Genomic DNA, 25,385 nt, shown 5'->3' with positions numbered 1-25,385 from the left:
CGGACGGCCGTGCGTTCGGAGTGCATCAACCGCAGCCGGAAAAAGACGTCCTGATCGTGGCGTCCCAGAGCATCCCCTCCTCCCGGGGTTCTGCGCACGACCGGTCGCGGCTCCGATTGAGCGCCTGTCGGACATCGCGGCAGGCATTCGGGTGCGGGGGACTCGGGAGGGGGACCCGGAGGTGGGCCGCGTTCAGCAGCGCATCCATGGGGCCGGCTCGACTCAGGCTCCTCCGGTTCAGCCAACGAGCCGGGGGAGCCGCTGACGTGACCGCAGTGACGGCGCCCCGCGATGGCGCCCATGGCCCCGCCGTTGGTGTGGCGGGTGGCGACGGGGAGTTCCACGCACGATCTGTGCCATCGTGACCCGGGAGGTGCCCTCATCCCGCGGGAGCGCTGCCCGCTGTTGTGGGCGCTGGCCGAGAGGCGTGCGGCACGCGGGGACGACGACAGGTGCCTGCGTGGTGACGGACGGCTGGTCCCGACGTGACGTGCTCGGTCAGACTCTGGAGGTGGACGAGGCCCTCGCCCGGTTGAGCCGCAGCCTTGCTCCCCGCCTCACGGACCGGGCCGCGGTGGACCTGCGGGTCGGCTCCCGTCCGGCTCGGGCGACAAGTAGCCCTGGCCGCTTTCAGGGCCCTGTCCGCAGTTTCGTGAATCCCCAGGCCAGCGGGGGGAACGACGGGCACAGCGCCCACGGCGCGGTGAGGTTCTGTTCGGTAAAAAGGCGTTCCGGAGCAGCCACCCTGGCGCCCGCGTACGGCCATCTGGTCGTGTCGGTGCCCGCCAGGCGCAACAAGTCGAAGGCGACGTGGGCGGGCCACTGCTCGGCGAGCCGGGCAGCGCCGGCACCGCGCCGCTGGAGGCGACCCTGGTTCGCTTGAAGGCGAGCCTGCTGGATTTCCCGTACGACCAGCTCGCCGTCCAGGGCCGTCGCGTCGGCAGCTGGACCGTGCCCGGAACGAACCTCGGGGAAGGAGGGTGCGAGGTTCCTGTCCCTGCGCGAGCGCAACACCAAACGCCCGGCATCCAGAGAGAGCAGCGCTCTCCAGCGATCGTTCTCCAGACTCTGGCGTGTCTCCTAAGACATGGGCCCGTCGAGCCGCTTTTGTACAGAGCAGCCGTGGCGGCCCCGTCCGCGGGCGAACGCCGGAGCGTGACTGTTCACGGATTGACGCTCACTGCGGTTATTACCAAGCTGGTGGGGGGTTGCGGAAGGGACTGCGGTCGTGAGCGGTGGACAAAGTGGGCTCACCCGATTGCTGACAGCAGCGGAGACAGCGGCGCCGGCGGACGCCGTCGACGTGATCGCGGAGGACCTGCGGCGGCGTTTCGAGGCCACTAAGGTCTCTTTCCTCATCGTGGACCTGACAGGGAAGGCGGTGGCTCGGCTGTCCACCGCTCCCACTCAAGGTGGGCGGCAGGCCGAGCGGGTTCCCCTGTTCGGCAGTGTCTACGAGGAGGTGATCCGTACCCAGCGCCTGTATCAGGACGCGACCGGCGAGGGGCAGCGGGTGATCGTGCCCGTCACCAACCGCGGGGATGCGATCGGGCTGCTGGAACTGCTCCTGCCGACCGGCCCTGGCGAGGACGTGCTCGACGCAGTCGGGGAAGCCGCCCACATCCTGGCCTACATCGTGATCGCCAACGGCCGCTTCACCGATCTCTACACCTGGGGCAAACGCTCCAAGCCGGCCACCCTGGCAGCTGAAATCCAGTACCAGCTGCTGCCCCTGTCGCTGTCGTGCGAGGCCGCACAGTTCACCCTGTGCGGGAACCTGGAGCCCTCCGAGGACCTCAGCGGCGACACCTTCGACTACACCGTGGACCGCGACACCTTGCACGTGTCGGTGACCGATCCCATGGGCCACGACATGGATTCCGCCCTGGCCGCCACGGTCCTGGTGGGCGCCCTGCGCGGTGCCCGCCGGGCGGGCACCGGCCTGGGCGAACAGGCCCACCGGGCAGACCAGGCACTGATCGAACACGGCCACGGTCATGCCACCGGGCAGCTCCTGCGCATCAATCTCCATACCGGGCGGGCCCAATTCGTCAACGCCGGTCATCCCTGGCCGCTGCGCATGCGCGACGGGGCTGTGGAGAGGATCACCTGCGAGGTGGACCATCCCTTCGGGCTGTCTGAGCTGACTCCCCACCCGTACCGTGTGCAGGACCTCGACCTGCGGCCCGGTGACCGTCTGCTCATGTTCACCGACGGCATGCTCGAACGTCACGGAGAGAAGGTCGATCTGCCCGCCCTGCTGGGGTGCACCCGGAATCTGCACCCGAGGGAGACCGCGCTGGCGCTGACGTCCGCGGTCCGGGACGCCGCCGACGGCCGGCTCGAAGACGATGCCACCGCCGTCTGCCTGGACTGGCACGGCCCCCAGGAGACCCAGCGGCACGTCAGCAGCGGCGCAGACACCCGGCAAGCCTCAGCCGCACGCACGAAGGACCAGTCGTGACCTGGGTGAACGGTGCCAACGCGAATGAGACATCACGAGGTGTCTGGAGAACCGTCCCACTTCTCCTCGGCGGCCCACCCATCGGGCGGCGCCGGGTCGGAGACGGGGGCCGCGAGCATCGGGTCCGGCAGCGCCCACATGCGCCATGCCTTCCACGCGGGCGCCCCTTCGTGCGGTGCTGCTGGTTCCCCGTTACTCGAGTAGGCCGAGTTCCGTATCCGGTCCGCAGTGGATGCACGGCGCCACGTTCTGCCGCAGGGCATCCAGCGCCTGTTCCCGACTGACCGGCCGACACCGGCCGCTCTTGGCCGCCGCCCAGCACTCGCCGGTGCTCTTGCCGAGTTGCTAGGCCGTCTCTTTGGCAGCCCGCTCCATGACTTGCGGACAACCGTGCACCAGAATGAGGGCTCGAAGCCGTTCGTGCGATGGCTGATGGAGGGCGACCAGTAAGGCGGGTCACAGGCTGTCCGTCATTGCCGGTCGCGAGTGGGCGGGGAGTCAACTCATTCTCAGCCTGCTCCGGCCAGGTTGGGCATTGGTTCGGGCGAAGCCATCCGGCTGTGGTCGGTAGGTGCCGATACGCCGGGATCGATGGGACGGTTGCGCGATGCCGTCCCGGACGGGGGTCTGACTCTTGAGATCTTTGACCGAAGTGTCCAGTCACAGGCTTGTCGACCGTCGTTGCGGGCTGGCTTCTGCTGTCACCGAGCCACAGGGCGTGTCCCAATAGGGGCCTTGCCGAGTTCCAGGCGCCATCACGGTTCAGACCGCCCGAGCGGGCCGGTGCCATCCGCCCAGCAGGTCACCACGCGGGAGGCCAAACACCATGACGACCAGACAGCACAGCACCTCCTCCAGCGCGGATCCTCCTGTTCGGGGTGAGGTCGTCCTGGGCGTGGACACGCACGGCGAGGTCCATGTCGCCGCCGTGGTGTCCTCGCTGGGGAAGGTTCTGGGTACCGAGTCCTTTCCGGCGACGGCGGCCGGCTACCGCCGGCTGCTCGTCTGGGCCCGCAAGCGGGGGACGGTGCGTCGGGCCGGTGTGGAGGGCACCGGCACCTTCGGCGCGGGCCTGTCCCGCTACCTGCTAGCGCAGCAGGTCGAGGTGTACGAAGTGAACCGCCCCGACCGCTCGGCCCGCCGGCTGCTGGGGAAGTCGGATTCGCTCGACGCGCAGGCCGCCGCGCGGGCCGTGTTCAGTGGCCGCACCCGGGCCCGGGCCAAGTCCGGCGACGGTCCGGTGCACAGCGCCCGGATCTTCAAGCTCGCCAAGGACTCCGCGGTCAAGGCCCGTACCCAGGCGATCAACCAGCTCAAGGCCGTCCTGGTCATCGCCGATCCCGCCCTGCGGGAACGACTGTCCAGCCTGGGCAACCGCGAGCTGTTCCGCACCTGCGCACGCCTCGGCCCACCCGACGGTGGGGAAGACGAGGACGCGGTGACCCAAGCCACCCACCTGACGTTGCGCATGCTCGCCGAGCGCATCGAGCAGCTCACCGCTCAGATCGACGAGCTGAACCAGCGCCTGACCCGGCTCGTCGAACGCCACGCCCCGCAACTGCTCGCGCCAGTGGGCATCGGCCCGGACAGCGCCGTCACTCTCCTGATCACCATGGGAGACAATCCCGAGCGACTGAACACTGAGGCGTCCTTTGCTGCCCTTTGCGGAGTCAGCCCCATCGAGTACTCCTCCGGCCGGCGGAGCACGCGCCGGCTCAACCACGGCGGCGACCGCCGGGCGAACGCGGCCCTGCACCGCATCGTGTTCACCCGGCTGCGCCACGACCCCCGCACCCAGGCGTACTACGAACGCCGCACCCAGGAAGGCAAGACCCGACGCGAGATCATCCGATGCCTCAAGCGATATGCCGCCCGAGAGGTCTTCAACCTGGTCAGAGCGGTATCCATCGATCCCCCGTTATAGGGGCGTCTGTGACACGTGATGGCACTGAGGCCCCCGCCGGGCAAGTACTGGCAGGGGGCTCGGCGTTCCCCAGCGGCGAGGTCCGCTCCCGCACTTCGTGATCGCGCCGTTGGGGGGCGGGAATCAGAACGGCCACCGCGTGACTTTGGCGAGGTGCGCGGGCTCTTCAAGATCGGGCGATGGCCGCGAGCCGGTTCGTCCGGGTGGAACCGCGTGCCACGGCCGGCGGTGCGGGAGGGCCACTCCACGCCCGGCCGGCCGTTCCGGCAGACGCAATTTCTTCGCGTTAGGCTGTTCCCATGAGTGCCCGAGCGACCACACGCCCCGGTGGGCGCAGCGCCCGCGTCCAGCAGTCCGTGCACCAGGCGGTCCGTGATCTTGAGGCGGAGATGGGGCGGGACGCGCTGACCGTGCCGCTGATCGCGGCCCGCGCGGGGGTCACGCCGTCCACTGTCTACCGCCGCTGGGGAGACCTGCGGGAACTGCTGTCCGACGTGGCTGTCGAGCGGCTGCGCCCGGATGCCCCGCCGGCCGACCACGGTGGCCTGCGAGTGGACCTGGAGGCGTGGACCGTGCAGTTCGCCGAGGAGATGTCCTCGACGGCGGGTCGCACCTACATCCGCGATGCCCTGCTGGGTGACCCCGGGCACGGCAATGCGGCGCGCTGCTCCGACTACGCCGCCGAGCAATTGAAGGTCATCGGCGTACGCGCAGCCGGGCGCGGGGAGGCCGTGCCGGACGTGGAGACGCTGCTGGACGTCGTGGTCGCCCCGCTGATGTATCGGATCCTGTTCCGCCCCTCGGAGCTGTCCCACGAGTACGTCGGTCGCTTGGTGGCGGCGGCGCTCGGCCGCGGCGGGTCGGGCACCTAAAAGCTAAGCGGTTGCGTTTTGAGGTGGCGTCACCCTAGAGTGCTTAATGCAAAGCATTCGTCTTAAGGCTCCCGTGTCACGCGCCGTCCGCGCGCGGCCTGACCTGAAAGGGTCCCACCGATGAGCACCGCCACCCCCCGTCAGGCCACCCCCGCCACCAGCACGGGATGGAGCCTCGGCGACATCGTCGTACGCCGCGTCGACGAGATCGAGCTGCCTCGCGAGACCGGACCGTGGCTGCTGCCGGACGCCACCAGGGAGGTGCTGGACGAGGCGTCGTGGCTGCGGCCCGACTTCGCCGACGCCGATGTCCCGCGGCTGGCGAGCCACAGCTTCGCGGTGGAGGCCGGCGGACTGCGGATCGTCGTGGACACCGGCATCGGCAACGGCAAGACCCGTGCCAACCCGGCCTGGAACGGTCTCGACACCGACTTCCTGGAGCGGTTGGCGACGGCCGGCTTCCCGCCCGAGTCCGTGGACCTGGTGATCACCACGCACCTGCACACCGACCACGTCGGCTGGAACACCCGCCTCGCCGACGGGGACTGGGTCCCCGCCTTCCCCAACGCCCGCTACCTCACCAGCCGCACCGAATGGGACCACTGGGCCGCCACCGATCTGGACGAGGCCCGCGCCCAGATGTTCCGCGACTCCGTCCACCCGGTCCGGGAAGCCGGACAGTACGACCTCGTGGACGTTCCCGAGCAGGGACACGAGGTGGCGCCGGGCGTCCTCCTGGTCCCCGCCCCGGGCCACACTCCGGGGCAGGTCGCCGTCGAACTGCGCGGCAGCGACCGGCGGGCGCTGATCACCGGCGACAGCATCCACCACCCCGTGCAGCTGTCCCACCCCCACGTGCACAGCTGCGTCGACATCGACCCCGCCCAGGCGATCCGCACCCGCGCCCGGCTGCTCGACGGCGTGGCGGACACCGACGCGCTGCTCCTGGGCACCCACTTCCCGCGGCCCACGGCCGGCACCGTCCGCCGGGAGCACGGCCGCTACCGGCTGCTCGCCGAGCACGGCGGCGAGATCCCGGCCGCCGAGGCCTGACCACACGACCGGTGCCCCGCGCACCGCGGTGTTCGGTGGCCCACGCGCGGACCACCGAACAGCCGCGCCACCGAGCAGTCGTGGCACCTGCGGTCGCCTGACGCCAATCCTTGGCCTTTAGCGCCTTCGAGTACTCCGCCGCCCCACCACCTCGACCGGGAAAGAGAAGGTCCATGACCGCTGCCGAACTCACACCGCCGGAGGCCGCCCGCTGGGCCGCCCGCGCGGGGGTCGTGCTGCCCGCCGAACGCCACGCCGCGGTCGCCGCCGTCGCCAACCACATCCACGGCGTCGTCGCGGTCCTGCGCGAGCTGGACTTCGCGGACGTCCCGCCCGCCGCCGCCTACCGCGCCGGACAGGAGTCGCACGATGCAGCCGTATGAGCTGTCCCTCGCCGCCGCCGCGGACGCGATCCGTGTCCGGCGACTCTCCCCCGTCGAACTGGTCGACTCCGTCCTCGATCGCATCGAGAAAGTGGAACCGCACCTCGGTGCCTACGTCACGGTCACCGCGGAGCAGGCACGCCGGGCGGCGAGCGAGGCCGAACACGAAGCGGCGCACGGCCGTTACCGGGGACCGCTGCACGGCATCCCGATGGGACTCAAGGATCTGATCGACGTCGGCGGGATGGCCACCACGGCCAGCTCCCGGGTGCGCGCCGACCATCGCGCGACGGCGGACAGCACGGTCGCCGCGCGTCTGAACGCGGCCGGCGCGGTCCTGCTCGGCAAGACCCACACCCACGAGTTCGCGTTCGGCCTGACCACTCCACAGACCCGCAACGCCTGGGACCCCGGCCGGGTCGCCGGTGGTTCCAGCGGCGGCTCCGCGGTCGCCGTCGCATCGGGCACCGCGACCTTCGCCCTGGGCACCGACACCGGCGGGTCGATCCGGGTGCCCGCCGCGCTCAACGGGGTCGTCGGCCTCAAACCGACCTACGGTCTCGTCCCCCGCCACGGCGTCACCTCCCTGTCCTGGTCGCTGGACCACGTCGGTCCGATCACCCGCACCGTCGAGGACGCCGCCCTGGTCCTGACCGCACTGGCCGGACACGATCCGCGCGACCCCGCCTCGTTGTCCGTGCCCGCCACGGACTACCGGCCCGCTGCCGGCACGGACCTGACGGGGCTGCGCATCGGCCTGCCGCGCACCTACTACTTCGACAACGTCGACCCGCGCGTGGAGACCGCCGTTCGGCACGCCATCGGGCAGCTGGAAACCTTGGGAGCACGGCTCGTCGAGGTCGACATCCCGATGACCCGCTACATCCAGGCCACCCAGTGGGGTCTGATGGTGCCGGAGGCCGGGGCCTACCACGAGAACAGCCTGCGCACGGTCCCCGAGCTGTACCAGGAGGACGTCCGCATCCTCCTGGAGGCAAGCGAGTTGATGAGCGCCGGGGACTACGTACGCGCGCAACGCGCCCGCACGCTCATGCGCGCCGAGTGGACCCGGCTGCTGGATCAGGTCGACGTGATCGCCGCCCCGAGCGTGCCGATACCCGCGGTCGGCGCCGATGAGACGACGGTCAGCTGGCCCGACGGCACGGTCGAGGGCGTCTCCGACGCCTACGTGCGCCTCTCCGCCCCCGCCAACATCACCGGGGTGCCCGCCCTGACCGTTCCGGTCGGCCACGACTCGGTCGGCATGCCGATCGGCATGCAGCTGCTCGGCCGTCCCCTCGGCGAGCCCACGCTCCTGCGGGTCGGCCACGCCTACGAGCAGACGCAGCCGGCCCGGGAACTCGCCACGGTGGCCTGAGCGCGCTCGCCCCGACGCGGCCCGGTACCGGCAGCGCGATGCGCTGCCGGTACCGGAAGGGGAGCGGACATGTCCGCATCGGCCATGTCCAGTACGCCGCCTGCTCCGCAGAACCACCGTCGCCGCCCCGCGGGGGAGGCACACATCGTGTTCACGCCCGGGAGGTCTTCCACCTGGTCGGACAGCTACAGCCAGGACCCCGCTCGTAGGGGCTGCCGTGATGCGTGGGGGTCCCGTCGGCTTGCTCCGGCGGGGGTCCTGGGTGGACGGGGCCTGGGGAGGTCGAGCAGGTTCGCCCCTGCTGGTCGTGCTCATCCTTCCGGCCGGCGCGCGTCGGCCCCCTGTTGTCATGCCGGTCTATCCCTGTGGAGAGTCCGCGCGGCTCGGACATGGAGGTCGAACCCGGGTGCCCCACCGCGCTGCGGCGGCCTTCTCGGACCCGGGAACTCCGGTCAGTGCTTGCCCTTGCCGTGCTTGTCGGCCTGCTTGGGGTCCGGCTTCACGTCGGGAGTCCTCTCCGGCTTCTGCCTGGCAGGCTGTGCCGGGGCTGAGGGGACGGACTCGTATGACGTCGAGAGGGAGGACGGGGAGGATGTGGGACGGCTCGACGGCGTGGCCTGCGGCCCCTGTGCTGAGCCGGTGCCGGACGAGAACCACATCATGCCCACCAGCAATGCCAGGTGAAGAGGCCGGCGCCGCCCACCACGGCCACCAACCGGGAACGGCGGAGGAACGGCAGGGCGGCGACCGCTGAGCCGGTTACGGGCGGCCGGTGAGGAGCTGGTAGAGCACGCACCCCAGGGAATACACGTCGGATGCCGGGCCGGCGGTGCGGCCCAGGGCTCGCTCGGGTGCGAGGTAGAGGCTGGTGCCGACGATCTGCCCGGTGGCGGTGAGCGCGGCGCGGGGGTCGTCGAGGAAGCGGGCGACAACGAAGTCGCCGATCTTCAGGGTGCGGTCGGCGCCCAGCAGGAGGCTGGCCGGCTTGATGTCCCGGTGCACGATGCCCTGCCGGTGTGCGGCGGCCAGCCCAAGGGCTGCCTGCGCGGCGATATGGGCCACGCGCCGGTTGTGGCGTTCCTCGTCAGCGGAGGCAGGGCCGGAAGAGGGGGGATGGAACGGAGGTCTGCACGAGTGGATCTCCTGGGTGGGAGGGGGCGGGGCGCCCTTCGGGCATCTGCCGGAGGCCGCGAAGGGGGGAACGGCACAGCACCACGAGGGGCACCACGAGCAGGAAGGTGCCGACGATCAAGGTGGGGCGTACGCCGATCGTTGTTCCGAGGCCGCCGGCGGCCAACGCGGCCAACGGCCGCGCGCCCGACGTGAGTCAGGTGCTCACGGCCTGCAGGCGAGCCTGCATGCCGTCGGCGGTGACGACCTGACGAATGGAGCGTTGGGTGGTTCCTGCCGCCGCGGCACAGGCCAGTTGGAGGTACAGGGCGGCGCTGATGGCGATCTGCCAGGCCAGGCCGGGGGAGGTTAGCAGCAGGGGGATCTGGGTGAGCGGGGTGACCGCGAGCGCGACCAGCATCATCGGACCGGGCCCGTACCAACGCACGAGTGCCGGAGCCGTAAGCGCACCTGCTGCCGCCCCGAGGGCTCCGACTCCCAGAGTCACGCCGAAGGCCGTCGGGCCCATCGAGAGGGACCGGAGCAGGTACAGGGCCCACAGCGTATTGAGGAGCGCCGGCGCGGCCGGGGTAGTCGCGTTCACCAGGGTCAGTGTGCGCAGCCGGTGGTCCTGCTGGACGTGACCGCCGCGGTCGGCGACGCCTTCACCTCCGGTGTCCACGCCGGCCTGACCGTCATCGCCGCCGTGTTCCTGTGCGCGGCCCTCGCCTCGGCCCTTCTGGTGCACGACCGACCGCACCACACCGCCGCCACGACGAAGTGGCGCACGGCGTCCCGCCTTCGCGGCGATGCCGACGGTGCCGGAGCGCAGCAAGGCCGCAGTGGCGGGGCGCAGCGCCGTGGAAGAGCCGGCGGGCGTCCCCGTCGCGGTGAGCGGTCGCGGTAGGGCGTGCGCCGGGCTGTGGGCCGGCGAGCCACGTCCCGGGCGGCCGGTGAGGGCCGGCCGGGACGCCGGGCTCAGGCGAGGTCGAACCGGTCGAGATTCATCACCTTGTTCCACGCTGCCACGAAGTCGCGTACGAACTTCTCTTTCGCGTCCTGGGACGCGTAGACCTCCGAGAGGGCTCGGAGCTGGGAGTGCGCACCGAAGATCAGGTCGACGGCGGTGGCGGTCCACTTGACCTCGCCGGTGGCGCGATCCCGGCCTTCGAACACGTTCTCGTCCGTAGCCGACGCCTTCCACTCCGTGCCCATGTCGAGCAGGTTGACGAAGAAGTCGTTGGTCAGGGTTCCCGGCCGGTGGGTGAAGACCCCGTGCGGGGACCCCTTGAAGCCGGTGTTGAGCGCCCGCATGCCGCCGATCAGCACCGTCATCTCGGGAGCGGTCAGCGTCAGCAGGTTGGCGCGGTCCAGCATGAGGGTCTCCGGCGACAGCTTCTCGCCCTCCGGAAGGTAGTTGCGGAAGGCATCCGCCTTGGGCTCCAGCACGGCGAACGACGCCACGTCGGTCTGCTCCTGCGAGGCGTCCGTACGCCCCGGTGCGAACGGAACCGTGACGTCGTACCCGGCGTCCCGTGCGGCCTGCTCGACGGCCGCGCACCCGCCGAGGACGATCAGGTCGGCGAGGGAGACCCGCGTTCCGCCGGACCGGGAGACGTTGAAGTCCTGCTGGATCCGCTCGAGCGTGCGCAGTACCTCGGTCACCTCGGGAAGGTCGTTGAGCTCCCATTCCTTCTGCGGCGCGAGCCGGATGCGCGCCCCGTTCGCCCCGCCGCGCTTGTCGGTGCCGCGGAAGCTCGCCGCCGACGCCCAGGCGGTGGCGACCAGCTGGGGGACGGAAAGGCCCGAGCCGAGGATCCTGCCCTTGAGGGCAGCGATGTCCTCGTCCCCGACCAGTTCGTGATCGACCTCGGGAACGGGGTCCTGCCACAGCTGCGGCTCGGGGATCCACGGGCCGAGGTAACGGGAGACGGGTCCCATGTCGCGGTGCAGCAGTTTGTACCACGCCTTGGAGAACGCCACCGCGAGCTCGTCGGGGTTCTCGTGGAACCTCTTCGTGATCGGGCCGTAGACGGGGTCCACCTTCAGCGCGAGGTCCGTCGTCAGCATCATGGGCGCGTGCCGCTTCGACGGATCATGGGCGTCCGGGACGGTGTTCCTGGCCGAGGGATCCGTGGGAGTCCACTGGTGGGCGCCGGCGGGGCTGCTCGTCAGCTCCCACTCGTACCCGTAGAGATTGTCCAGGTACCCGTTGTCCCACGTCGTCGGCTCGGTGGTCCACGCGCCCTCCAGCCCACTGGTGAGCGCGTGGGGGCCCGCGCCGCTGTCGTACGTGTTCCGCCAGCCGAGGCCCTGCTGCTCGATGGGGGCCGCCTCGGGTTCCGGGCCGATGTAACTGGCGTCGACCGCGCCATGACACTTGCCGAAGGTGTGGCCGCCGACGATGAGCGCGACCGTCTCCTCGTCGTTCATCGCCATGCGCCCGAACGTCTCCCGGATGTCCCGGGCGGCAGCCATCGGGTCCGGGTTTCCGTTGGGCCCCTCCGGATTGACGTAGATCAGTCCCATCTGCACGGCGGCGAAAGGACCGGTGAGTTCCCTGTCGCCGCTGTAACGCTCGTCCCCGAGCCATGTGTCTTCGGGCCCCCAGAAGATCTCCTCGGGTTCCCAGATGTCCTCCCGCCCGAAACCGAACCCGAACGTCTTGAACCCCATGGATTCCATGGCGCAGTTTCCGGCGAATACCAGGAGGTCGGCCCAGGAGATTTTCCGGCCGTACTTCTGCTTGACCGGCCAGAGCAGACGGCGCGCCTTGTCCAGGCTCGCGTTGTCCGGCCAGCTGTTGAGAGGGGCGAAGCGCTGTGCGCCGCTGCCGCCACCGCCGCGGCCGTCCTCGATGCGGTACGTTCCCGCGGCATGCCAGCTCATCCGGATGAAGAGCGGCCCGTAGTGGCCGTAGTCGGCGGGCCACCAGTCCTGGGATGTCGTCATCACCTCGAAGACGTCACGCTTCAGCGCGTCGACGTCGAGGGTCGCGAACTCTTCCGCGTAGTCGAAGTCCTCGTCCATCGGGTTGGACCGGGGCGAGTGCTGATGGAGAACCTGGAGGTCGAGCTGATTCGGCCACCAGTCCCGGTTCGTCCTGGGCCGCCGAGTCGGTGTGGGCGTCGGTGAGGGGATTGCCGGATTCTCGCTTTCACTGCCGGACATGCCCGTCCTTCTTCCTGTCTCGGTGTTCTGCCGGCCTGCTGCCGCTCTGGACGTCGTCGGATTTGCTGGTGTCGAACGCGTCGACCCGTACAATCAGCGCCACGGCGTGCACCGGCTGGAAAATGTGCTGTACCGCGTCCGTATGGTCGCGCACCGCAGACCACACCTCTATGAAACACGCAGAGCACCCCCGCAAGATAGATGCGCCAGCAGGCGCGGCCTTTCTTCTCCCGTGCCGACTCCTGAGCGAGCCGAAAACGAATTCCACACTTCGTCCGCGCAGGAGGGAGGCCTGGCGGTGATTTCCGCACCCGGCTCAGCAAGCGGTCAGCAGCGGGCCCGACGGTGTCCCGGCCGGCCGACACGCACCCCTGCCCGGGTGGATTGCTGCGTGGCTCGCCAGGGCGCTGCCCGTGGAGGTGCCGCGGACACTGAGCGGGCTCGGGGTGCATGCACCCTTTCCCCTCCAGGTCGCCACACTGCCCGATGCCCTGCAGGGACGCGACGTCCTCGGACGCGGGCGCACCGGATGGGGCAAGACCCTCGCCTTCGGCCTGCCGCTGCTGACCCGTACGGCCGGGCGGCGCGCCGAACCGAAACAGCCCCTCGCCCTGATCCTTGTGCCCACCCGGGAACTGGCCCAACAGGTCACCGAGGCGCTGGCGCCGTGCGCCGAGGCGCTGCGGCTGCGGACGGCCACGGTCGTCGGCGGCATGCCGATCGGCCGGCAGGTCGCCGCGTTACGCCAGGGAGCCGAGGTGGTCGTCGCCACCCCCGGACGCCTGCACGACCTGATCGAGCGCAACGCCTGCCGCCTGGGACGGGTGAGGATCACCGTGCTGGACGGGTTCGACCAGATGTGCGACTTGGGATTCCTGCCGCAGGTGGTCGACGTGCTCGACCGGGTGCACTGCGACGGTCAGAGGATGCTGTTCTCGGCCACCCTCGATCGCGACGTCGACCAGCTGGTCCGCCGCTACCTCAACGGCCCCGTCGTCCACTCCGTCGACGCGGTCGCGGGCACGGTCCCGACCATGGAGCACCACGTCCTGGTCGTCCACGGCCCTGACCGCTACGCCGTCACCACGCAGATCGCCGTCCGCGACGGCCGCGTACTGCTGTTCCTCGACACCAAGCACGCCGTCGGCCGGCTCACCCGGCATCTGCGGGCCAGTGGGGTGCACGCCGGGGCCCTGCACAGCGGCAAGTCCCGCCACAGTGCACCCGGGCCCTGGCGCAGTTCAAGGACAGCGCGATCACCGTTCTGGTGGCGACCCATGTCGCGGCCCGTGGCCTGCACGTCGACGACCTCGATCTCGTGGTCAGCGTCGACCCGCCCACCGACGCCAAGGCCTATGTGCACGGGTCCGGCCGCACCGCCCGCGCCGGTGAGTCCGGCAGCGTGGTCACGCTCGTGCTGGCGGGCCGGCGCCGTGATACGTGCCGCATGACGGCCGCGGCCGGCATCGAGTCGACCGTCACGCCCTGACACAAAGTCCTGACGCCTCGTCAGGTGATCAGTCCCGGCCCATGGGCACAGGCAGAACCTGTCTCACCGGTCACCGTGGTTCCGGTCGAAGTGGTCCCAGCCGCCGTAGTTCCGGTCGCCGTAGTTCCGGCCGCCGTGGTTCCCGTCGTGGCGGTCCCAGTCCCGGCCGTCGTGCTCGTAGCGGTTCCAGCTGTGCCGGTACGACCTGTCGGACTTCCACCCGCGCCCCTCGTCGCTCCAGTAGCGGCGACCGTCGCGGCTGTGCCAGGACGAGTCGGTGACACGCTCGTCGTGGTGCCGGCCGCGGTTCTCGTCCCAGCGGTAGCCCTGCTCGATCAGGTAGCCGGTGCCGTGGTCCCCACGGTAGTCGGCGGGGTTGACGCCGACGGCCGGCCGCTGGACGTGGGCGGCGGAGGGAGTCGCGGCCGAAGCGGTGCCCCCGGCACCGATGACGGCGACACCCGCGATCGCCACGGAGGAAACAGCGACAGCGATCCGCTTCGTGAGCTTCTTCATGATCTCTCCTTCCGGTGGCGCGATCTGCACCAACGGCTTCTCGTGCAGGCGGTGTACAGCGCCTGGACCTTGTTCGATCAAGCTTTTCCATACGTTGTATGGAAGCGCCTCTCAAGGATTACCATACGGCGTACGGAAATGTCGCAGGAGCGGACGGTGACACGCACCACAGGCCGCGAGGTCACCGGGTCAGTCGTCCTGGCAATCCGGCCGAAGGGGCGCACCCTGTTCCCCGCCAGGTGTGATCAGCGGCTTGGGCCGGATCGGTTGGCCGAGGCCCGTGTTGTATCCGCAAACCATCGTGATCACGTGATCAGGTGGCATTTCGCTCGCGGGCCTGCTCTCCGGCAGCCCCTGACCCGCAGGCATCCGTCCATGACCAAGAGCTGCCCCGTCCTCGAGGCGTGCTGGGCCCCGAACGGCGGTTTGCGATCGTCGGAAGGCGGCGCGAGCATTTTTCTAGGGGCGCAACGGCCGGGCCAAGCATTGAGTGCCGGCGCCATGGGAGGAGGGGTGCGCCCTTCGCGCTGCGACACTCCGACGGACGTCACCCGTGAAGCGGCGGCGCAGCGAACAAGACCGGACCTGCTCAGCCGGTGTTCCGGGCCGACGGGTAGAACGCCCGCGGTCGGCTCACCTGGCAGACGGCCTGAACCCCGCCACAGCCGCATGACCGTGTCGGTGGTCGCCGCCGTGGGGCGGTCGGCAGAGCGGAAGGAGTCTGCCCATGCGGATCGTCGTGGACCTGAATCGCTGCCAGGGATACGCGCAGTGCGTGTATCTGGCGCACGAGGTCTTCAGATTGAACGGTCAGGAGGCGCTCACCTATGAGCCGAACCCCGACGACGAGCGGCGCCTGCAGGTCGAGCGAGCCGCTGCGGCGTGCCCGGTGCAGGCGATCGCGATCGACCGCTTGGACGGCGCGGAGCGGGGCGAGACGCCATGACCTTGCGGGCAACGGTCGCGGAGCTGGTGCGGGAGTTCCGGGCCAGCGGCCGGATCGTCATCGTGGGTGCCTCGCTGGCCGGGCTGCGGGCCGCGGAGACCCTGCGCGAGGAGGGCTTCACCGGTTCTCTGACCATCATCGGGGACGAGCCGTACGAGCCGTATGACCGTCCGCCGCTGTCCAAGCAGGTGCTCAAGGGCTGGGTGCCGGCCGACCACACCAAGCTGCCCCGCATGCGGGAAGTGGATGCCGACTGGCGACTCGGAGTGGCTGCCGTCGGGCTGGACCGGGCCGCCAAGCAGGTGCGCCTGGCCGACGGCGAGCAGGTCCCGTACGACCGGTTGCTGATCGCCACGGGCACCCGCGCGCGGCAGTGGCCCAACCCGGCCGAGGCCGCCCTGCACGGGGTCCACACGATTCGCTCGCGCGATGACGCGGAGCAGTTGCAGAAGGAGCTGGCCGAGCCGCCGTCGCGGGTGTTGGTCATCGGCGCCGGGTTCATCGGCTCGGAAGTGGCCTCTGTCTGCCGTGAACTGGACATCCCGGTGACCGTCGTCGAGCGGGGTTCGGCGCCGCTGGTCGGAGCGCTCGGCGGGGTGATCGGGGAGATCGCCGCGCAGCTGCAGCGCGATCACGGCGTGGACCTGCGCTGCGGGCTGGGCGTGTCGTCGCTGGAGGGCGACTCCGGCGGGCACGTGCGGCGTGCTCGGCTTTCGGACGGTTCGACCGTCGACGCCGATGTGGTGGTGGCTTCGCTGGGGTCGATCCGCAACGTGGAATGGTTGGAGGGCTCCGGACTGGCGGCCGGTTTCTGGGGTGTCGGATGCGACGCCGGCGGACGGGCCTTCGACATCAACGGCGTGGTCACCGACAGCATCTTCGTGGCAGGGGATGTGGCACGTGCGCCGCATGTGCTCTACGAGTACCAGTTCCTGGCGATGGAGCACTGGGACAACGCGGTGCTCGGCGCGGAGGCCGCGGCCCACAACATGGTGAACCTCGAACCCCACTACCGCCCGCATCTGCTGCTGCCCGGCTTCTGGTCCGGTCAGTTCGGCGTGAACATCAAGTCCGTCGGCGTGCCGCCTTTCGGCGACGAGATCGTCTTCACCCAGGGATCCGTCGAGGAACGCCACTTCGCCGCCGCCTACGGTCACCGGGGCCGCATCGTCGCGGCCGTCACCTTCGATCACGGCAAGTGGCTGGAGTACTACGGGAAGCTGATCGAGCAATCCGGCCCGTTCCCGCCTCCCCCTCCGGGATGGGACCAACCGCCCGACGCCAAGCCGATGCCGGCCGAGTTTCCGGACCCGAGGGTCCCGACGGCGATCCCCGACGTCGTCCTGACCGGCCACGCCCCGAGCGAGCGGAAGGCCGAGTTCCGGCCGCGGCATCCCTGACCCGACCGCCGACCGGGCGGATGTGCGGACAGCACCGACAGGAAGAAGGAGGGGAGCCTCGTGGTCGAGGAAACCCCCTGGCAGCAGGCCCTGCGCTACACCAACCGCGCCAACCCGTACCCCTTCTACGAGGAACTGCGCAAGACACCGGTGGCGCGGCAGCCGGACGGCACGTATGTCGTCAGCACCTACCGGGAGATCGTCACGCTGCTCCACGACCCCCGGGTCAGTTCGGACCCGAGGAAGTGTCCGGTCCCGGTCGCGGCCCGTACGGAGGACTCGGGGGAACCGGCGGCTGAGCCGATCAGAGAGGCGCTGACCGAGCCGAACATCATCACCTGCGATCCACCCGAGCACGACCGGGACCGCCGGACGATGATGCCGCACTTCGTCGGCCCGCCCCAGGCGCCTCACCTGATCTCCGACCTGGAACCCGACATCCGCCGCCTCGTCGACGGCCTCCTGGACGGCATGAGGGGCAAGACCCGGATCGACGCCGTCGACGACTTCGCCTACCCCCTGCCGGTGACGGTGATCTGCAAGGTCCTGGGCGTGCCACTGGAGGACGAGCCACGCTTCCACCACTGGATCGAAACGGCCCTGGACGCCCTGGACTTCGGCCCCGAAGCCGCCTCCGAAGAGATCCGGAGCCGACTGGCCGGGGCCCGGCAGGCCGTGCAGGACTTCGGGCAGTTCGCAGCCGACCTGCTCGACCGGTACGCCGACCAGCCCGGGCCCGGCATGCTCTCAGCCCTGGTGAACGAGGACGGCCCGGAAGGACGGATGTCCAAGGGCGTCCTCGCGAGCAACGCCCTGCTCCTGATCTTCGCGGGACACGAGACCACGGTCAACCTGATCGCCCACAGCGTGCTCACGCTGCTGCGGCACCCCGACGCGCTGGAGCAGCTGCGCCGCCGTCCGGAGCTGATCGTGCCCGCGGTGGAGGAGCTGCTGCGCTTCGAGTCGTCGGTGCAGTTCTGGCACACCCGTTCCGCCCTGGAGGACATCGACATCGCCGGCACCACCATCCCGAAGGGGGCACCGATCTTCCTGGTGTACGGCTCGGCGAACCGCGACCCGGAACGGTTCACCGACCCCGACGAACTCGACCTGGAACGCCCCGACAACCAGCACCTCGGCTTCAGCCAGGGCATCCACTTCTGCTTCGGCGCCCCGCTCGCCCGGCTCGAGGTCCAGGTGGCGGTCGGCGAGTTCGTCCGCCGGGTGGAGAACCCCCGGCTCGTCGAGGACCCGCCGCCGTACCGGCACAACCAGATCTTCCGCGGACCGCGGCACGTCCTGGTCGACATCGACGGCATCCGCGACTGACCAGGTGTGTGAGGGATTGCCATGCGGGCTTTTCAACTCGTCGGGTGGCGGCAACCGCCGGAGCTGCGCGAGGTGCCGGTACCCGAGCCCGGACCGGGGCAGGTCCTGGTGAAGGTCGCGGGTGCCGGTGCGTGCCACTCCGATCTGCACATCATGGAGGCACCCGGGCCACCACCCGGGCTCGCCACCGAACTGCCCTTCACCCTCGGCCACGAGAACGCGGGATGGGTGGAGAACCTGGGAGCGGGCGTCACCGGGTTCACACCCGGGGAGCCTGTGATCGTCTACGGCTGCTGGGGCTGCGGGGTGTGTGCCAACTGCCGCCAGGGACGGGAGAACTACTGCCAGACGCTCGGGGGGCAGGGTCCGGGCCTGGGAGGTGGTCACGACGGCGGAATGGCCGAGTACTTGCTCGTCCCGGCGCCGCGGTACCTGATTCCGCTGGGCACTCTCGACCCCCAGCAGGCCGCCCCGCTCAGCGACGCCGGACTGACCAGCTACCACGCCGTCAAACGGTCGCTGCACCTGCTGGGGCCGGGCTCGACCGCCGTCGTGATCGGGGCGGGCGGTCTCGGCCAGATGACCATCCAGATCCTGCGCGCGCTCACCACGGCGACCACCGTCGTCGCCGTGGACACCGACGCCGGCAAGCTGGAAACCGCCAAGCGCATGGGAGCCGACGAGGCGCTCGCCTCGGGGGACGAAGCGATCGCGCGCATCAAGGACCTGACGGGGCAGCAGGGCGCTGAGCTGGTGCTGGACATGGTCGGCATCGACCCGACGCTCCGGATGGCCGCTCAGGCGGCCAGGGTGCTCGGCCACCTGACCATCGTCGGCCTCGGCGGCGGAGCCCTGCCCGTCAACTTCACCAGCCCGCCGCACGAGTGCTCGGTCGCCTCGCCCTACTGGGGCACCCTCCCCGAACTGATGGAAGTGATCACCCTGGCGCAACAGGAAAAGATCAGGATGCTCGTCGAGCACTTCACTCTGGAGCGCGCCGACGAGGCGTACCAGCTCCTGCACGACGGCAAGATCCAAGGACGCGCCGTCATCACCCCCCACGCATGAGTACCGACGCCAACGCGACCGATACCCACATGCGGCGTGGCCGGGTGGTGACGGACATGCACTCCACTGACGCGACAACGCTGCACCAAGGAGGAGGCAGGCGTCATGACATCCCCCACCGATTCCCCGGGCCCCGTTCCCCGGCGCGACACCGAACCAGAAGACGGGCCCCTGGCCGAAGGTATGGCCGCCCTGGCGAACATGGGCTGGCAGATCCTGCTCACGATGGGCCTCGCCACCATCGCCCTCGGCGTCATCGCCCTGGTCTGGCCGGGCGCGACCCTACGCGTCATCGGCATCCTCTTCGGCGTCTACCTACTGGCCACCGGCGTCTTCCAACTCGCCGCCGCCTTCGGCACCCACGTCCCACGGCACCTTCGCGTGCTGCACTTCATCACCGGCGCGGCCTCCATCCTGCTGGGACTGATCTGCTTCCGGGGCACCCTTGAGTCGATCCTGCTGCTCGCCCTGTGGATCGGCTTCAGCTGGCTGCTGCGCGGCACCACGGAGACGGCCGCGGCGGCCTCAGCCCCGGCCATGCCGGGGCGCGGCTGGCACGTCGCCTTCGGGATCGTCGGAGCTCTGGCCGGCGTCGTGATGATCGTCATGCCGTTCGCCTCGATCGCGACACTCACCCTGGTGGTGGGCGTCATGGCCATCATCGTGGGCCTGACCGAGGTGGTCCGCGCCATCAGGACGCGCGTCGAGATCGGTCATCTCGCTTCGGGCACGGCCACCCAGCGGCGTCCTCTGTTCCACGTGCGTCCGCACCCTCAGCACTGACCGGCTGGAAGCGGTGAGCGGCTCCGGATCAGTCGGTGCGATGGCCATGAGACCGTCCGACGCGTGCGCCCGCCCGCCGGACGGCGGCCCATTCCGGCGGCCGCCATCCGGTGGGCACGGCGCCCGGTCGATGGCGGGGGACCCATACCCGTAGCGTCCGGGGACTGATCCGGCACCGTACGGGAGTGGGCAGGGTGACGGCTTCGCCGTCGAGCCCGACGGGGACGACCGGGGCGTCGGCGTGGATGACGACGTCGTCGGGTGTCGCGAGGCGGGTCAGGCCATGCGTCTGCCCGCTTCGCAGCCTGGCGGCCGTCTCCGCGGGCGTCTCCGCCCTGGCGGCCAGTACTCCCAGGAGCCCGGAGTCGAGCTGCGCCCGCCTGCCGAGTCCGGCCGGGTCGTCGACCTGGTAGGGGTTGTTGCTCACCAGCACGGCATCCGGCCGGTCCACCGTGCGCAGTCCTGCGCGTACCACCAGCTCCGGACCCTCGTGGCGGACCAGGAACTCCGGGAGGATCCTCACCATGGTGCCGATCTTGTCCTCCCGGTAGGCCGGGTCCTCCACCAGAGCGGCGTACGCTCCGAACGACACGTTGTCGACGAACGCCCGGTCGCCCGCGTACCCGAGGTCCACGCGCAGCTCGACGCCGTCCGTGAGGGCCTCCAGCGCGGCCGAAGGGTCCTCACGGTTCAGGCCGAGATCCATCGCGAAGTGGTTGCGGGTACCCGCCGGAACGACGACGAAGGGCAGGCCGCTCTCCGCGGCCACCGCGGCGACAAGCGCCTGCGTGCCGTCTCCGCCGGCCACCCCCAGCAGATCCGCACCGTCATCCACCGCGCGTCGGGCGACAGCCGCCAGGTCCTGGCGCAGGGAAGGATCGATCAGGAAGACCTGAGCTCCGAACGCATGGGCTCGTTCCACGATCCGGAAGCGGCCGGCCTTCCCTCCCCCCGAACGCGGATTCACGATCAGGTAGGGCCGCCGCGCGCCGGTCGCCGGCCGCGACGCGCTCTCGCTCATGGCACGTACCGCCAGGCCGCATGCATCGGCTCGCCGCGCATCACCGGCGACAACAGGACTGCAGCGATCACGCCTGCGGCTGACGGCGCCGTCTCCCACCGCGCCGACGGTCCTGCGGCCAGCGTCACCATGACACTTCCTTCGGTGGGTACGGCTTGCGGCACCAGCCTGCCGCTCAGTCCGGGCATCCGCACCTGGGACGGACGTGGCCCCGTCATCGCCGTGCAGGCCCACCGCCCCGCGGACCGGTCCACGCAGCGCCTCCGTCACCGCTTGGCCGACACCGTTCCCGGAACCTGCGTGCGCCGTGGTCGGAGAGGGGCGATGCCCAGGACGTGACCGTCGCCAGCCGCCGTAGGGGTAGGCGGCACAGCCGGCGGATGCCTCCACCGTCTGCATGGATCGCCGCGACGTGGCCGCGTACGGCCAGGGCGGCGCCGGCACCGGTCGCCGGGCCGCCGGCTTGCCGCCGCCGGTAGCAGAGGGGGCAGTGGCGAGAGGGCAGGACACCAGGGCTCACCGGGCGAGGCCCGTTTCTGGTGACTGGGGCCGGGCACCCAGTGCCCATGGCGTCGCGTCCGGTTCCGGTGCGAACCATCCTCGCCACAATCGGCCTGGTGCTCGCCACCTACGTCGTACTCGAGCTGGTGGTGCATGCTCGTCGGGTCTTGATCTGGGCGGTCATCGCGTTGTTCCTGTCCGTCTCCCTTCATCCGGCGGTCGAGACGCTGCAGCGACGGGTGCCGCGATGCCGACGGTCGGTGGCGACCTTGCTGGTCTTCCTGGCTGCGGCCGTGGCCGTCGGGGCGGTCGTCGCTCTGTTCGTCGTCCCCCTGGCTCAGGAGGGAAGCCGGCTCGCCGGTCGTCTGCCCGCCATGATCAGGGACGCCCAGGCCGGTCGCGGGCCAGTCGGTAACCTGCTTCAGCGGACGCACGCTCTGCAGTACGTCCAGCGGCATCATGCACAGATTCGCGCGTTCGCCACCGGACTGAGTACGCCCGCCCTGAAGTTCATCCGCGGTGCCGCGACCACAGCGACAGGCGCTCTCACCATTTTCGTCCTGGCCTATCTGATGGTCCTGGAGGGCCCCAAGGCCATAGACCGGTCCTTGGCCCTCGTGGACACGGCGCCCGCGGCCCGTATACGCCGCGTCGGAGCCGCGTGCGCCCGTACCGTCAACGGCTACCTGACCGGAAACCTGCTGATCAGCGTCATCTGCGGGCTCCTGACCTACGTCATGCTGCTCGTTTCCGGAGTGCCGTTCGCCGGCCTGCTGGCCCTCTTCGTCGCCGTGACCGACCTCATCCCCCTGGTGGGAGCCACCATGGGGGCTGTCGTCGCGTCCGCGGTGGCGTTCGTCCACTCCTTGCCGGCCGGCATCGGAGCCATCGTCTTCTTCATCGTCTATCAGCAGGCAGAGAACCACCTACTGCAACCGCTCATCCTGTCCCGGACGGTGAAACTCAACCCCCTCACCGTGCTGCTGGCCATCCTGATCGCCGCCGAGGTCGCCGGGATCCTCGGCGCATTGCTGGCCATTCCGGTCACCGGCGTCATCCAGGTCGTCCTCGGCGACTTCTGGGCCCACCGCAAGGGTCGGCCGCTTGGGTCGCCGATGAGCGCAGACAACAGCCCCGAGAACGCCGACGGGTCCGGCGACCCTGAATGACCGCTCCGTGACGCTCGGCCGCCGGTCAAGTGATCATTCCGTCAGTCTTGATGTGCTTGACGATGGCGCTGCTTTATCTGATGATTTCATCAGAAGTGGGCAGAATGCCGGATATGGCGCCATGCCCCCACGTGTGCCGCTCAACCGGACAACGCCGTTCACCACCGCTGCACACAGAGCCGCCGCGCCCCGCGCCGACGCTCTCCTCACCTCCGCAACGATGGGATGAACCGCGATGACCTACACCGAGCACACTCCCCCCGCCGAACCGGTGAGCCCCCGAGAGATGCCCGACGCAGCGATCGCGATGCTCGATGCGGAGGGAATCGTGGTGGGGTGGACGCAGGCCGCGCAGCAGCTTGTCGGCTACGCGGCCGGGGAGGTGGTGGGACGGTCCGCCGTGCACGTGCTGCCGCCATCCGTGGAGGTACGGAGGGCTCCGGCCTTCGCCGAGCAGTGCCGGGCGCGAGGTGGCTGGTCAGGGACCGCGGCGATACGCCACCGCGACGGCCACACGCTCAGCATGACGCTGCGAGTCTCGTCGTTGTGCGGGCAGGACGCCGACAGCCGGTGGCTGGTGTCCGTCACGGACATAGGTTCCCTGTCCTCGGGAACGGCCGGAGGACCGGTGCGCGAGTCGCTCCTCACCCGCGCTCCGATCGGCATCGTCGTCTATGACCCGCGGCTGCGCTGCGTCTATGTGAACGACGCCATGGAGCGTCACGACGGCGTGCCTCGGCACCGGCGCTTCGGGCGTGGCCTGAAGGACTCGCTGCCCGCCGTCGAGGCCGAAGCGCTCGAGGTGGTGATGCGGCAGGTGCTGGAGAGCGGGACAACGAGGGTGCACGAGTACCGGGCCTGGCCGCCGGCTGACCGGCGCCGTGAACATGCGTTCTCGGCCTCGTTCTTCTGCCTGCAGGGCGCGGACGGCACGCCCCTGGGCGTGTGCTCCATGACCGTGGACGTCACCGGAAACCGGCGGGCACGCGAGCGCCTCGCCATCCTCAGCGAGGCCAGCACGCACATCGGCAGCACCCTCGACGTGATGCGGACCGGGCAGGAACTGGCCGAGCTCGCCGTACCCCTGCTGGCCGACCATGCCCTCGTCGACCTGGTGGAGTCGGTTCCGTTCGGCGTCGAGCCGTCGGCTCGGATCGGCACGATGAGCGGCCGCCCGCCGCTGATGCGCCGCGCCGGTGTGGCCTCCGTCGACCTGGGCGTCCTGGAGTTGCCGTGGGTGCGCGAGGAAGTGGTCCACGCCCACCCGGACTCACCGTTCACCGCCGCCGTACGCACGGGCCGGTCCTACCTGGAGCCCGTGCTGGACACCCGCTCCGGCCCCTGGGTCGACCACGACCCGGTACGGGCGCAGAGGGTGCGCGACAGCGGCGTCCACTCCTTGATGGTCGTACCCATCCGTGCGCGGCGCTGCGTGCTGGGCCTGGCGCTGTTCGGCCGCTCCGCGGAGCAGACGCCCTTCCAGGAGGACGACCTGCTCCTCGCCGAGGAGTTGGTCACCCGGGCGGCCCTCTGCCTGGACAACGCGCTCCAGTACGCCCGTGAACGCACCGCCGCCCTCACGCTGCAACGCGACCTGCTGCCCCACCGGGTGCAGGGCGGTGCCGCCGTTGAGGTCGCCTCGCGCTATGTGCCGGCCGACACGGACCACGGCGTGGGGGGTGACTGGTTCGACGTGATCGAGTTGTCCGGGGCCCGGGTGGCCCTCGTCGTCGGCGATGTGGTCGGACACGGCATCAACGCCGCGGCGACCATGGGCAGGCTGCGCACCGCCGTGCGCACCCTCGCGGACCTGGACCTGCCCCCCGACGAACTGCTGGCACACCTCGACGACACGGTCCGGCGGCTGAACGACGAGGACGCCGATGACTCCGGCCAGACCCCGGCGGTGGTGGGCGCCACCTGTCTGTACGCCGTCTACGACCCGGTCACCCGGCGGTGCACCATGGCGCGCGCCGGGCATCCACCGCCCCTGATCGTCGGCGCACACGGCCGGGTCACCGTCCCCGAGTTGCCCGCCGGAGCCCCGCTCGGCCTCGGTCTCGGCCTGGTTCCCTTCGAGTCCGTGGAACTGGAACTGCCCGAGGGAAGTGTGATCGCCCTCTACTCCGACGGGCTGGTGGAGTCCCGGGACGAGGACATCGACGTCGGCCTGCGCCGCCTGGGCGCCGCCCTGGCACATCCGGGTGCGTCCCTGGAGGACATGTGCTCAAGAGCGATGGAGACCTCGCGGAATGACACACCGGCCGACGATGTCACCTTGCTCCTTGCCCGGACCCGCGCGCTCGAGCCCACCCAGGTCGCTTCCTGGGACCTGCGGAAGAAACCGGCCATCGTCACGACAGCCCGGCGCCTGGCCGCCCGTCAGCTCAGGGAATGGGGTCTGGAGTCGCTCGTGACGCCCGTGGAGTCGATCGTCAGCGAACTGGTCACCAACGCCATCCGTCACGGCGACGGCCCCAGCCGCCTGCGACTCATCCAGCACCGGGTGCTGACGTGCGAGGTCTCCGACAGCAACACCGGCCGGCCACGCGCCCGCCATCCCCACACGCTCGACGAGCACGGTCGCGGCCTCCACCTGGTCGCCCAGCTCTCGCGCAGGTGGGGTTCCCGCTGCGCAATCGACGGCAAGATCGTCTGGGCCGAACAGGACCTGCCCTCCACAACCGGCACAACCGGTGCACGGTGAGCCGTCGGGGGGTGCCTCTATGTCTTTCGTCAAGCGAGGCGTGGGGTTCTGGGTTCGTAGAAAGTGCCGTCGCGGAGGATCGCGAACAGCACGTTGATCCG

Annotated in this window: 19 protein-coding genes and 3 pseudogenes; 14 read left to right on the top strand and 8 right to left on the bottom strand. The window is 70.2% G+C overall.

Features of this window, described 5'->3' with window-relative positions; genetic code table 11:
- Positions 1-630 precede the first annotated feature (630 nt).
- Complete coding sequence (locus ABT171_RS39890) at positions 631-1,017, bottom strand: DNA ligase-like domain-containing protein (protein ID WP_351251619.1); 387 nt, start codon at positions 1,015-1,017, stop codon at positions 631-633.
- 241 nt (positions 1,018-1,258) lie between these two features.
- On the opposite strand from ABT171_RS39890, the gene ABT171_RS39885 reads away from it, so the two are divergent.
- Positions 1,259-2,464 carry a PP2C family protein-serine/threonine phosphatase gene (locus ABT171_RS39885; protein ID WP_351251617.1) on the top strand — a complete coding sequence of 402 codons (1,206 nt, stop codon included), beginning with the start codon at positions 1,259-1,261 and terminating at the stop codon, positions 2,462-2,464.
- 192 nt (positions 2,465-2,656) lie between these two features.
- On the opposite strand, the pseudogene ABT171_RS39880 reads toward ABT171_RS39885, so the two are convergent.
- Positions 2,657-2,782, bottom strand: a pseudogene (locus ABT171_RS39880) (DUF6233 domain-containing protein); the annotation flags it as partial.
- Between the two features lie 508 nt (positions 2,783-3,290).
- Here ABT171_RS39880 and ABT171_RS39875 point away from each other — a divergent pair.
- From ABT171_RS39875 to ABT171_RS39855, 5 genes are all read left to right on the top strand, one after another.
- Positions 3,291-4,388 carry an IS110 family RNA-guided transposase gene (locus ABT171_RS39875; protein ID WP_055495440.1) on the top strand — a complete coding sequence of 366 codons (1,098 nt, stop codon included), beginning with the start codon at positions 3,291-3,293 and terminating at the stop codon, positions 4,386-4,388.
- Between the two features lie 299 nt (positions 4,389-4,687).
- A complete protein-coding gene (locus ABT171_RS39870) occupies positions 4,688-5,260 on the top strand; it encodes a TetR/AcrR family transcriptional regulator (protein WP_351251615.1) in 573 nt (190 codons plus the stop codon).
- Between the two features lie 120 nt (positions 5,261-5,380).
- On the top strand, positions 5,381-6,313 hold the full coding sequence (locus tag ABT171_RS39865) for an MBL fold metallo-hydrolase (RefSeq protein ID WP_351251613.1): 933 nt from the start codon (positions 5,381-5,383) through the stop codon (positions 6,311-6,313).
- Between the two features lie 173 nt (positions 6,314-6,486).
- Positions 6,487-6,696: a hypothetical protein gene (locus tag ABT171_RS39860; protein ID WP_351251611.1), complete on the top strand. Its 210-nt coding sequence runs from the start codon at positions 6,487-6,489 to the stop codon at positions 6,694-6,696.
- Complete coding sequence (locus tag ABT171_RS39855) at positions 6,683-8,074, top strand: amidase (protein WP_351251609.1); 1,392 nt, start codon at positions 6,683-6,685, stop codon at positions 8,072-8,074. Before ABT171_RS39860 ends, ABT171_RS39855 begins: the two co-directional genes overlap by 14 nt.
- Before the next feature lie 762 nt (positions 8,075-8,836).
- On the opposite strand, the pseudogene ABT171_RS42070 reads toward ABT171_RS39855, so the two are convergent.
- From ABT171_RS42070 to ABT171_RS39830, 4 genes and pseudogenes are all read right to left on the bottom strand, one after another.
- Positions 8,837-9,139, bottom strand: a pseudogene (locus ABT171_RS42070) (protein kinase domain-containing protein); the annotation flags it as partial.
- A gap of 262 nt (positions 9,140-9,401) precedes the next feature.
- Positions 9,402-10,019, bottom strand: a complete 618-nt coding sequence (locus ABT171_RS39845) for a hypothetical protein (protein WP_351251641.1) — start codon at positions 10,017-10,019, stop codon at positions 9,402-9,404.
- 143 nt (positions 10,020-10,162) lie between these two features.
- Positions 10,163-12,355 (bottom strand): catalase/peroxidase HPI, encoded by a 2,193-nt coding sequence (gene katG / locus ABT171_RS39835; protein ID WP_351251607.1) that lies wholly within the window; start codon positions 12,353-12,355, stop codon positions 10,163-10,165.
- Positions 12,342-12,509, bottom strand: coding sequence for a hypothetical protein (locus ABT171_RS39830; protein WP_351251605.1), 168 nt, complete (start codon positions 12,507-12,509; stop codon positions 12,342-12,344). The genes katG and ABT171_RS39830 overlap by 14 nt, the downstream gene beginning before the upstream one ends.
- 229 nt (positions 12,510-12,738) lie before the next feature.
- Here ABT171_RS39830 and ABT171_RS39825 point away from each other — a divergent pair.
- Positions 12,739-13,838: pseudogene (locus ABT171_RS39825) on the top strand (DEAD/DEAH box helicase); the annotation flags it as partial.
- Between the two features lie 69 nt (positions 13,839-13,907).
- On the opposite strand, the gene ABT171_RS39820 reads toward ABT171_RS39825, so the two are convergent.
- The gene (locus tag ABT171_RS39820) at positions 13,908-14,360 is read right to left on the bottom strand and encodes a hypothetical protein (protein WP_351251603.1); all 453 of its coding nucleotides are present in this window, start codon (positions 14,358-14,360) and stop codon (positions 13,908-13,910) included.
- Positions 14,361-15,087: 727 nt separating this feature from the next.
- On the opposite strand from ABT171_RS39820, the gene ABT171_RS39815 reads away from it, so the two are divergent.
- The 5 genes from ABT171_RS39815 (at position 15,088) to ABT171_RS39795 (ending at position 19,886) form a co-directional block, all read left to right on the top strand.
- Positions 15,088-15,306: a ferredoxin gene (locus ABT171_RS39815; RefSeq protein ID WP_351251601.1), complete on the top strand. Its 219-nt coding sequence runs from the start codon at positions 15,088-15,090 to the stop codon at positions 15,304-15,306.
- The gene (locus ABT171_RS39810; protein WP_351251599.1) at positions 15,303-16,706 is read left to right on the top strand and encodes an NAD(P)/FAD-dependent oxidoreductase; all 1,404 of its coding nucleotides are present in this window, start codon (positions 15,303-15,305) and stop codon (positions 16,704-16,706) included. Before ABT171_RS39815 ends, ABT171_RS39810 begins: the two co-directional genes overlap by 4 nt.
- 60 nt (positions 16,707-16,766) lie before the next feature.
- Positions 16,767-18,035, top strand: coding sequence for a cytochrome P450 (locus tag ABT171_RS39805; RefSeq protein WP_351251597.1), 1,269 nt, complete (start codon positions 16,767-16,769; stop codon positions 18,033-18,035).
- Between the two features lie 21 nt (positions 18,036-18,056).
- Positions 18,057-19,103 carry an NAD(P)-dependent alcohol dehydrogenase gene (locus tag ABT171_RS39800; protein WP_351251595.1) on the top strand — a complete coding sequence of 349 codons (1,047 nt, stop codon included), beginning with the start codon at positions 18,057-18,059 and terminating at the stop codon, positions 19,101-19,103.
- Between the two features lie 105 nt (positions 19,104-19,208).
- The gene (locus tag ABT171_RS39795) at positions 19,209-19,886 is read left to right on the top strand and encodes an HdeD family acid-resistance protein (protein ID WP_351251593.1); all 678 of its coding nucleotides are present in this window, start codon (positions 19,209-19,211) and stop codon (positions 19,884-19,886) included.
- Positions 19,887-19,914: 28 nt separating this feature from the next.
- Here ABT171_RS39795 and ABT171_RS39790 read toward each other — a convergent pair whose 3' ends face one another.
- Positions 19,915-20,907, bottom strand: a complete 993-nt coding sequence (locus tag ABT171_RS39790; protein WP_351251591.1) for a diacylglycerol/lipid kinase family protein — start codon at positions 20,905-20,907, stop codon at positions 19,915-19,917.
- 566 nt (positions 20,908-21,473) lie between these two features.
- Between ABT171_RS39790 and ABT171_RS39785 the strand changes: the two genes are divergently transcribed.
- Entirely contained in the window at positions 21,474-22,577 is a 1,104-nt protein-coding gene (locus ABT171_RS39785; RefSeq protein ID WP_351251589.1) for an AI-2E family transporter, read from the top strand.
- A gap of 235 nt (positions 22,578-22,812) precedes the next feature.
- Positions 22,813-25,284, top strand: a complete 2,472-nt coding sequence (locus ABT171_RS39780; protein WP_351251587.1) for a SpoIIE family protein phosphatase — start codon at positions 22,813-22,815, stop codon at positions 25,282-25,284.
- Positions 25,285-25,385 lie beyond the last annotated feature (101 nt).

It is taken from the genome of Streptomyces sp. NPDC001851, assembly GCF_040297165.1.
In the GTDB taxonomy this organism is placed as follows: Bacteria; Actinomycetota; Actinomycetes; order Streptomycetales; family Streptomycetaceae; genus Streptomyces.
The sequence above is the reverse complement of the archived record's forward strand: the minus strand, read 5'-3'. Positions and strand labels throughout refer to the sequence as shown.

What these genes read in the sequence shown, in the direction of transcription:
- ABT171_RS39875 (WP_055495440.1), top strand. Translation starts at nt 3,291, where the DNA reads ATGACGACCAGACAGCACAGCACCTCCTCCAGCGCGGATCCTCCTGTT.
- ABT171_RS39785 (WP_351251589.1), top strand. Translation starts at nt 21,474, where the DNA reads ATGGCGTCGCGTCCGGTTCCGGTGCGAACCATCCTCGCCACAATCGGC.
- ABT171_RS39795 (WP_351251593.1), top strand. Translation starts at nt 19,209, where the DNA reads ATGACATCCCCCACCGATTCCCCGGGCCCCGTTCCCCGGCGCGACACC.
- ABT171_RS39800 (WP_351251595.1), top strand. Translation starts at nt 18,057, where the DNA reads ATGCGGGCTTTTCAACTCGTCGGGTGGCGGCAACCGCCGGAGCTGCGC.
- ABT171_RS39870 (WP_351251615.1), top strand. Translation starts at nt 4,688, where the DNA reads ATGAGTGCCCGAGCGACCACACGCCCCGGTGGGCGCAGCGCCCGCGTC.
- ABT171_RS39860 (WP_351251611.1), top strand. Translation starts at nt 6,487, where the DNA reads ATGACCGCTGCCGAACTCACACCGCCGGAGGCCGCCCGCTGGGCCGCC.
- ABT171_RS39810 (WP_351251599.1), top strand. Translation starts at nt 15,303, where the DNA reads ATGACCTTGCGGGCAACGGTCGCGGAGCTGGTGCGGGAGTTCCGGGCC.
- ABT171_RS39820 (WP_351251603.1), bottom strand. Translation starts at nt 14,360, where the DNA reads ATGAAGAAGCTCACGAAGCGGATCGCTGTCGCTGTTTCCTCCGTGGCG.
- ABT171_RS39865 (WP_351251613.1), top strand. Translation starts at nt 5,381, where the DNA reads ATGAGCACCGCCACCCCCCGTCAGGCCACCCCCGCCACCAGCACGGGA.
- ABT171_RS39815 (WP_351251601.1), top strand. Translation starts at nt 15,088, where the DNA reads ATGCGGATCGTCGTGGACCTGAATCGCTGCCAGGGATACGCGCAGTGC.
- ABT171_RS39790 (WP_351251591.1), bottom strand. Translation starts at nt 20,907, where the DNA reads ATGAGCGAGAGCGCGTCGCGGCCGGCGACCGGCGCGCGGCGGCCCTAC.
- ABT171_RS39855 (WP_351251609.1), top strand. Translation starts at nt 6,683, where the DNA reads ATGCAGCCGTATGAGCTGTCCCTCGCCGCCGCCGCGGACGCGATCCGT.
- katG (WP_351251607.1), bottom strand. Translation starts at nt 12,355, where the DNA reads ATGTCCGGCAGTGAAAGCGAGAATCCGGCAATCCCCTCACCGACGCCC.
- ABT171_RS39780 (WP_351251587.1), top strand. Translation starts at nt 22,813, where the DNA reads ATGACCTACACCGAGCACACTCCCCCCGCCGAACCGGTGAGCCCCCGA.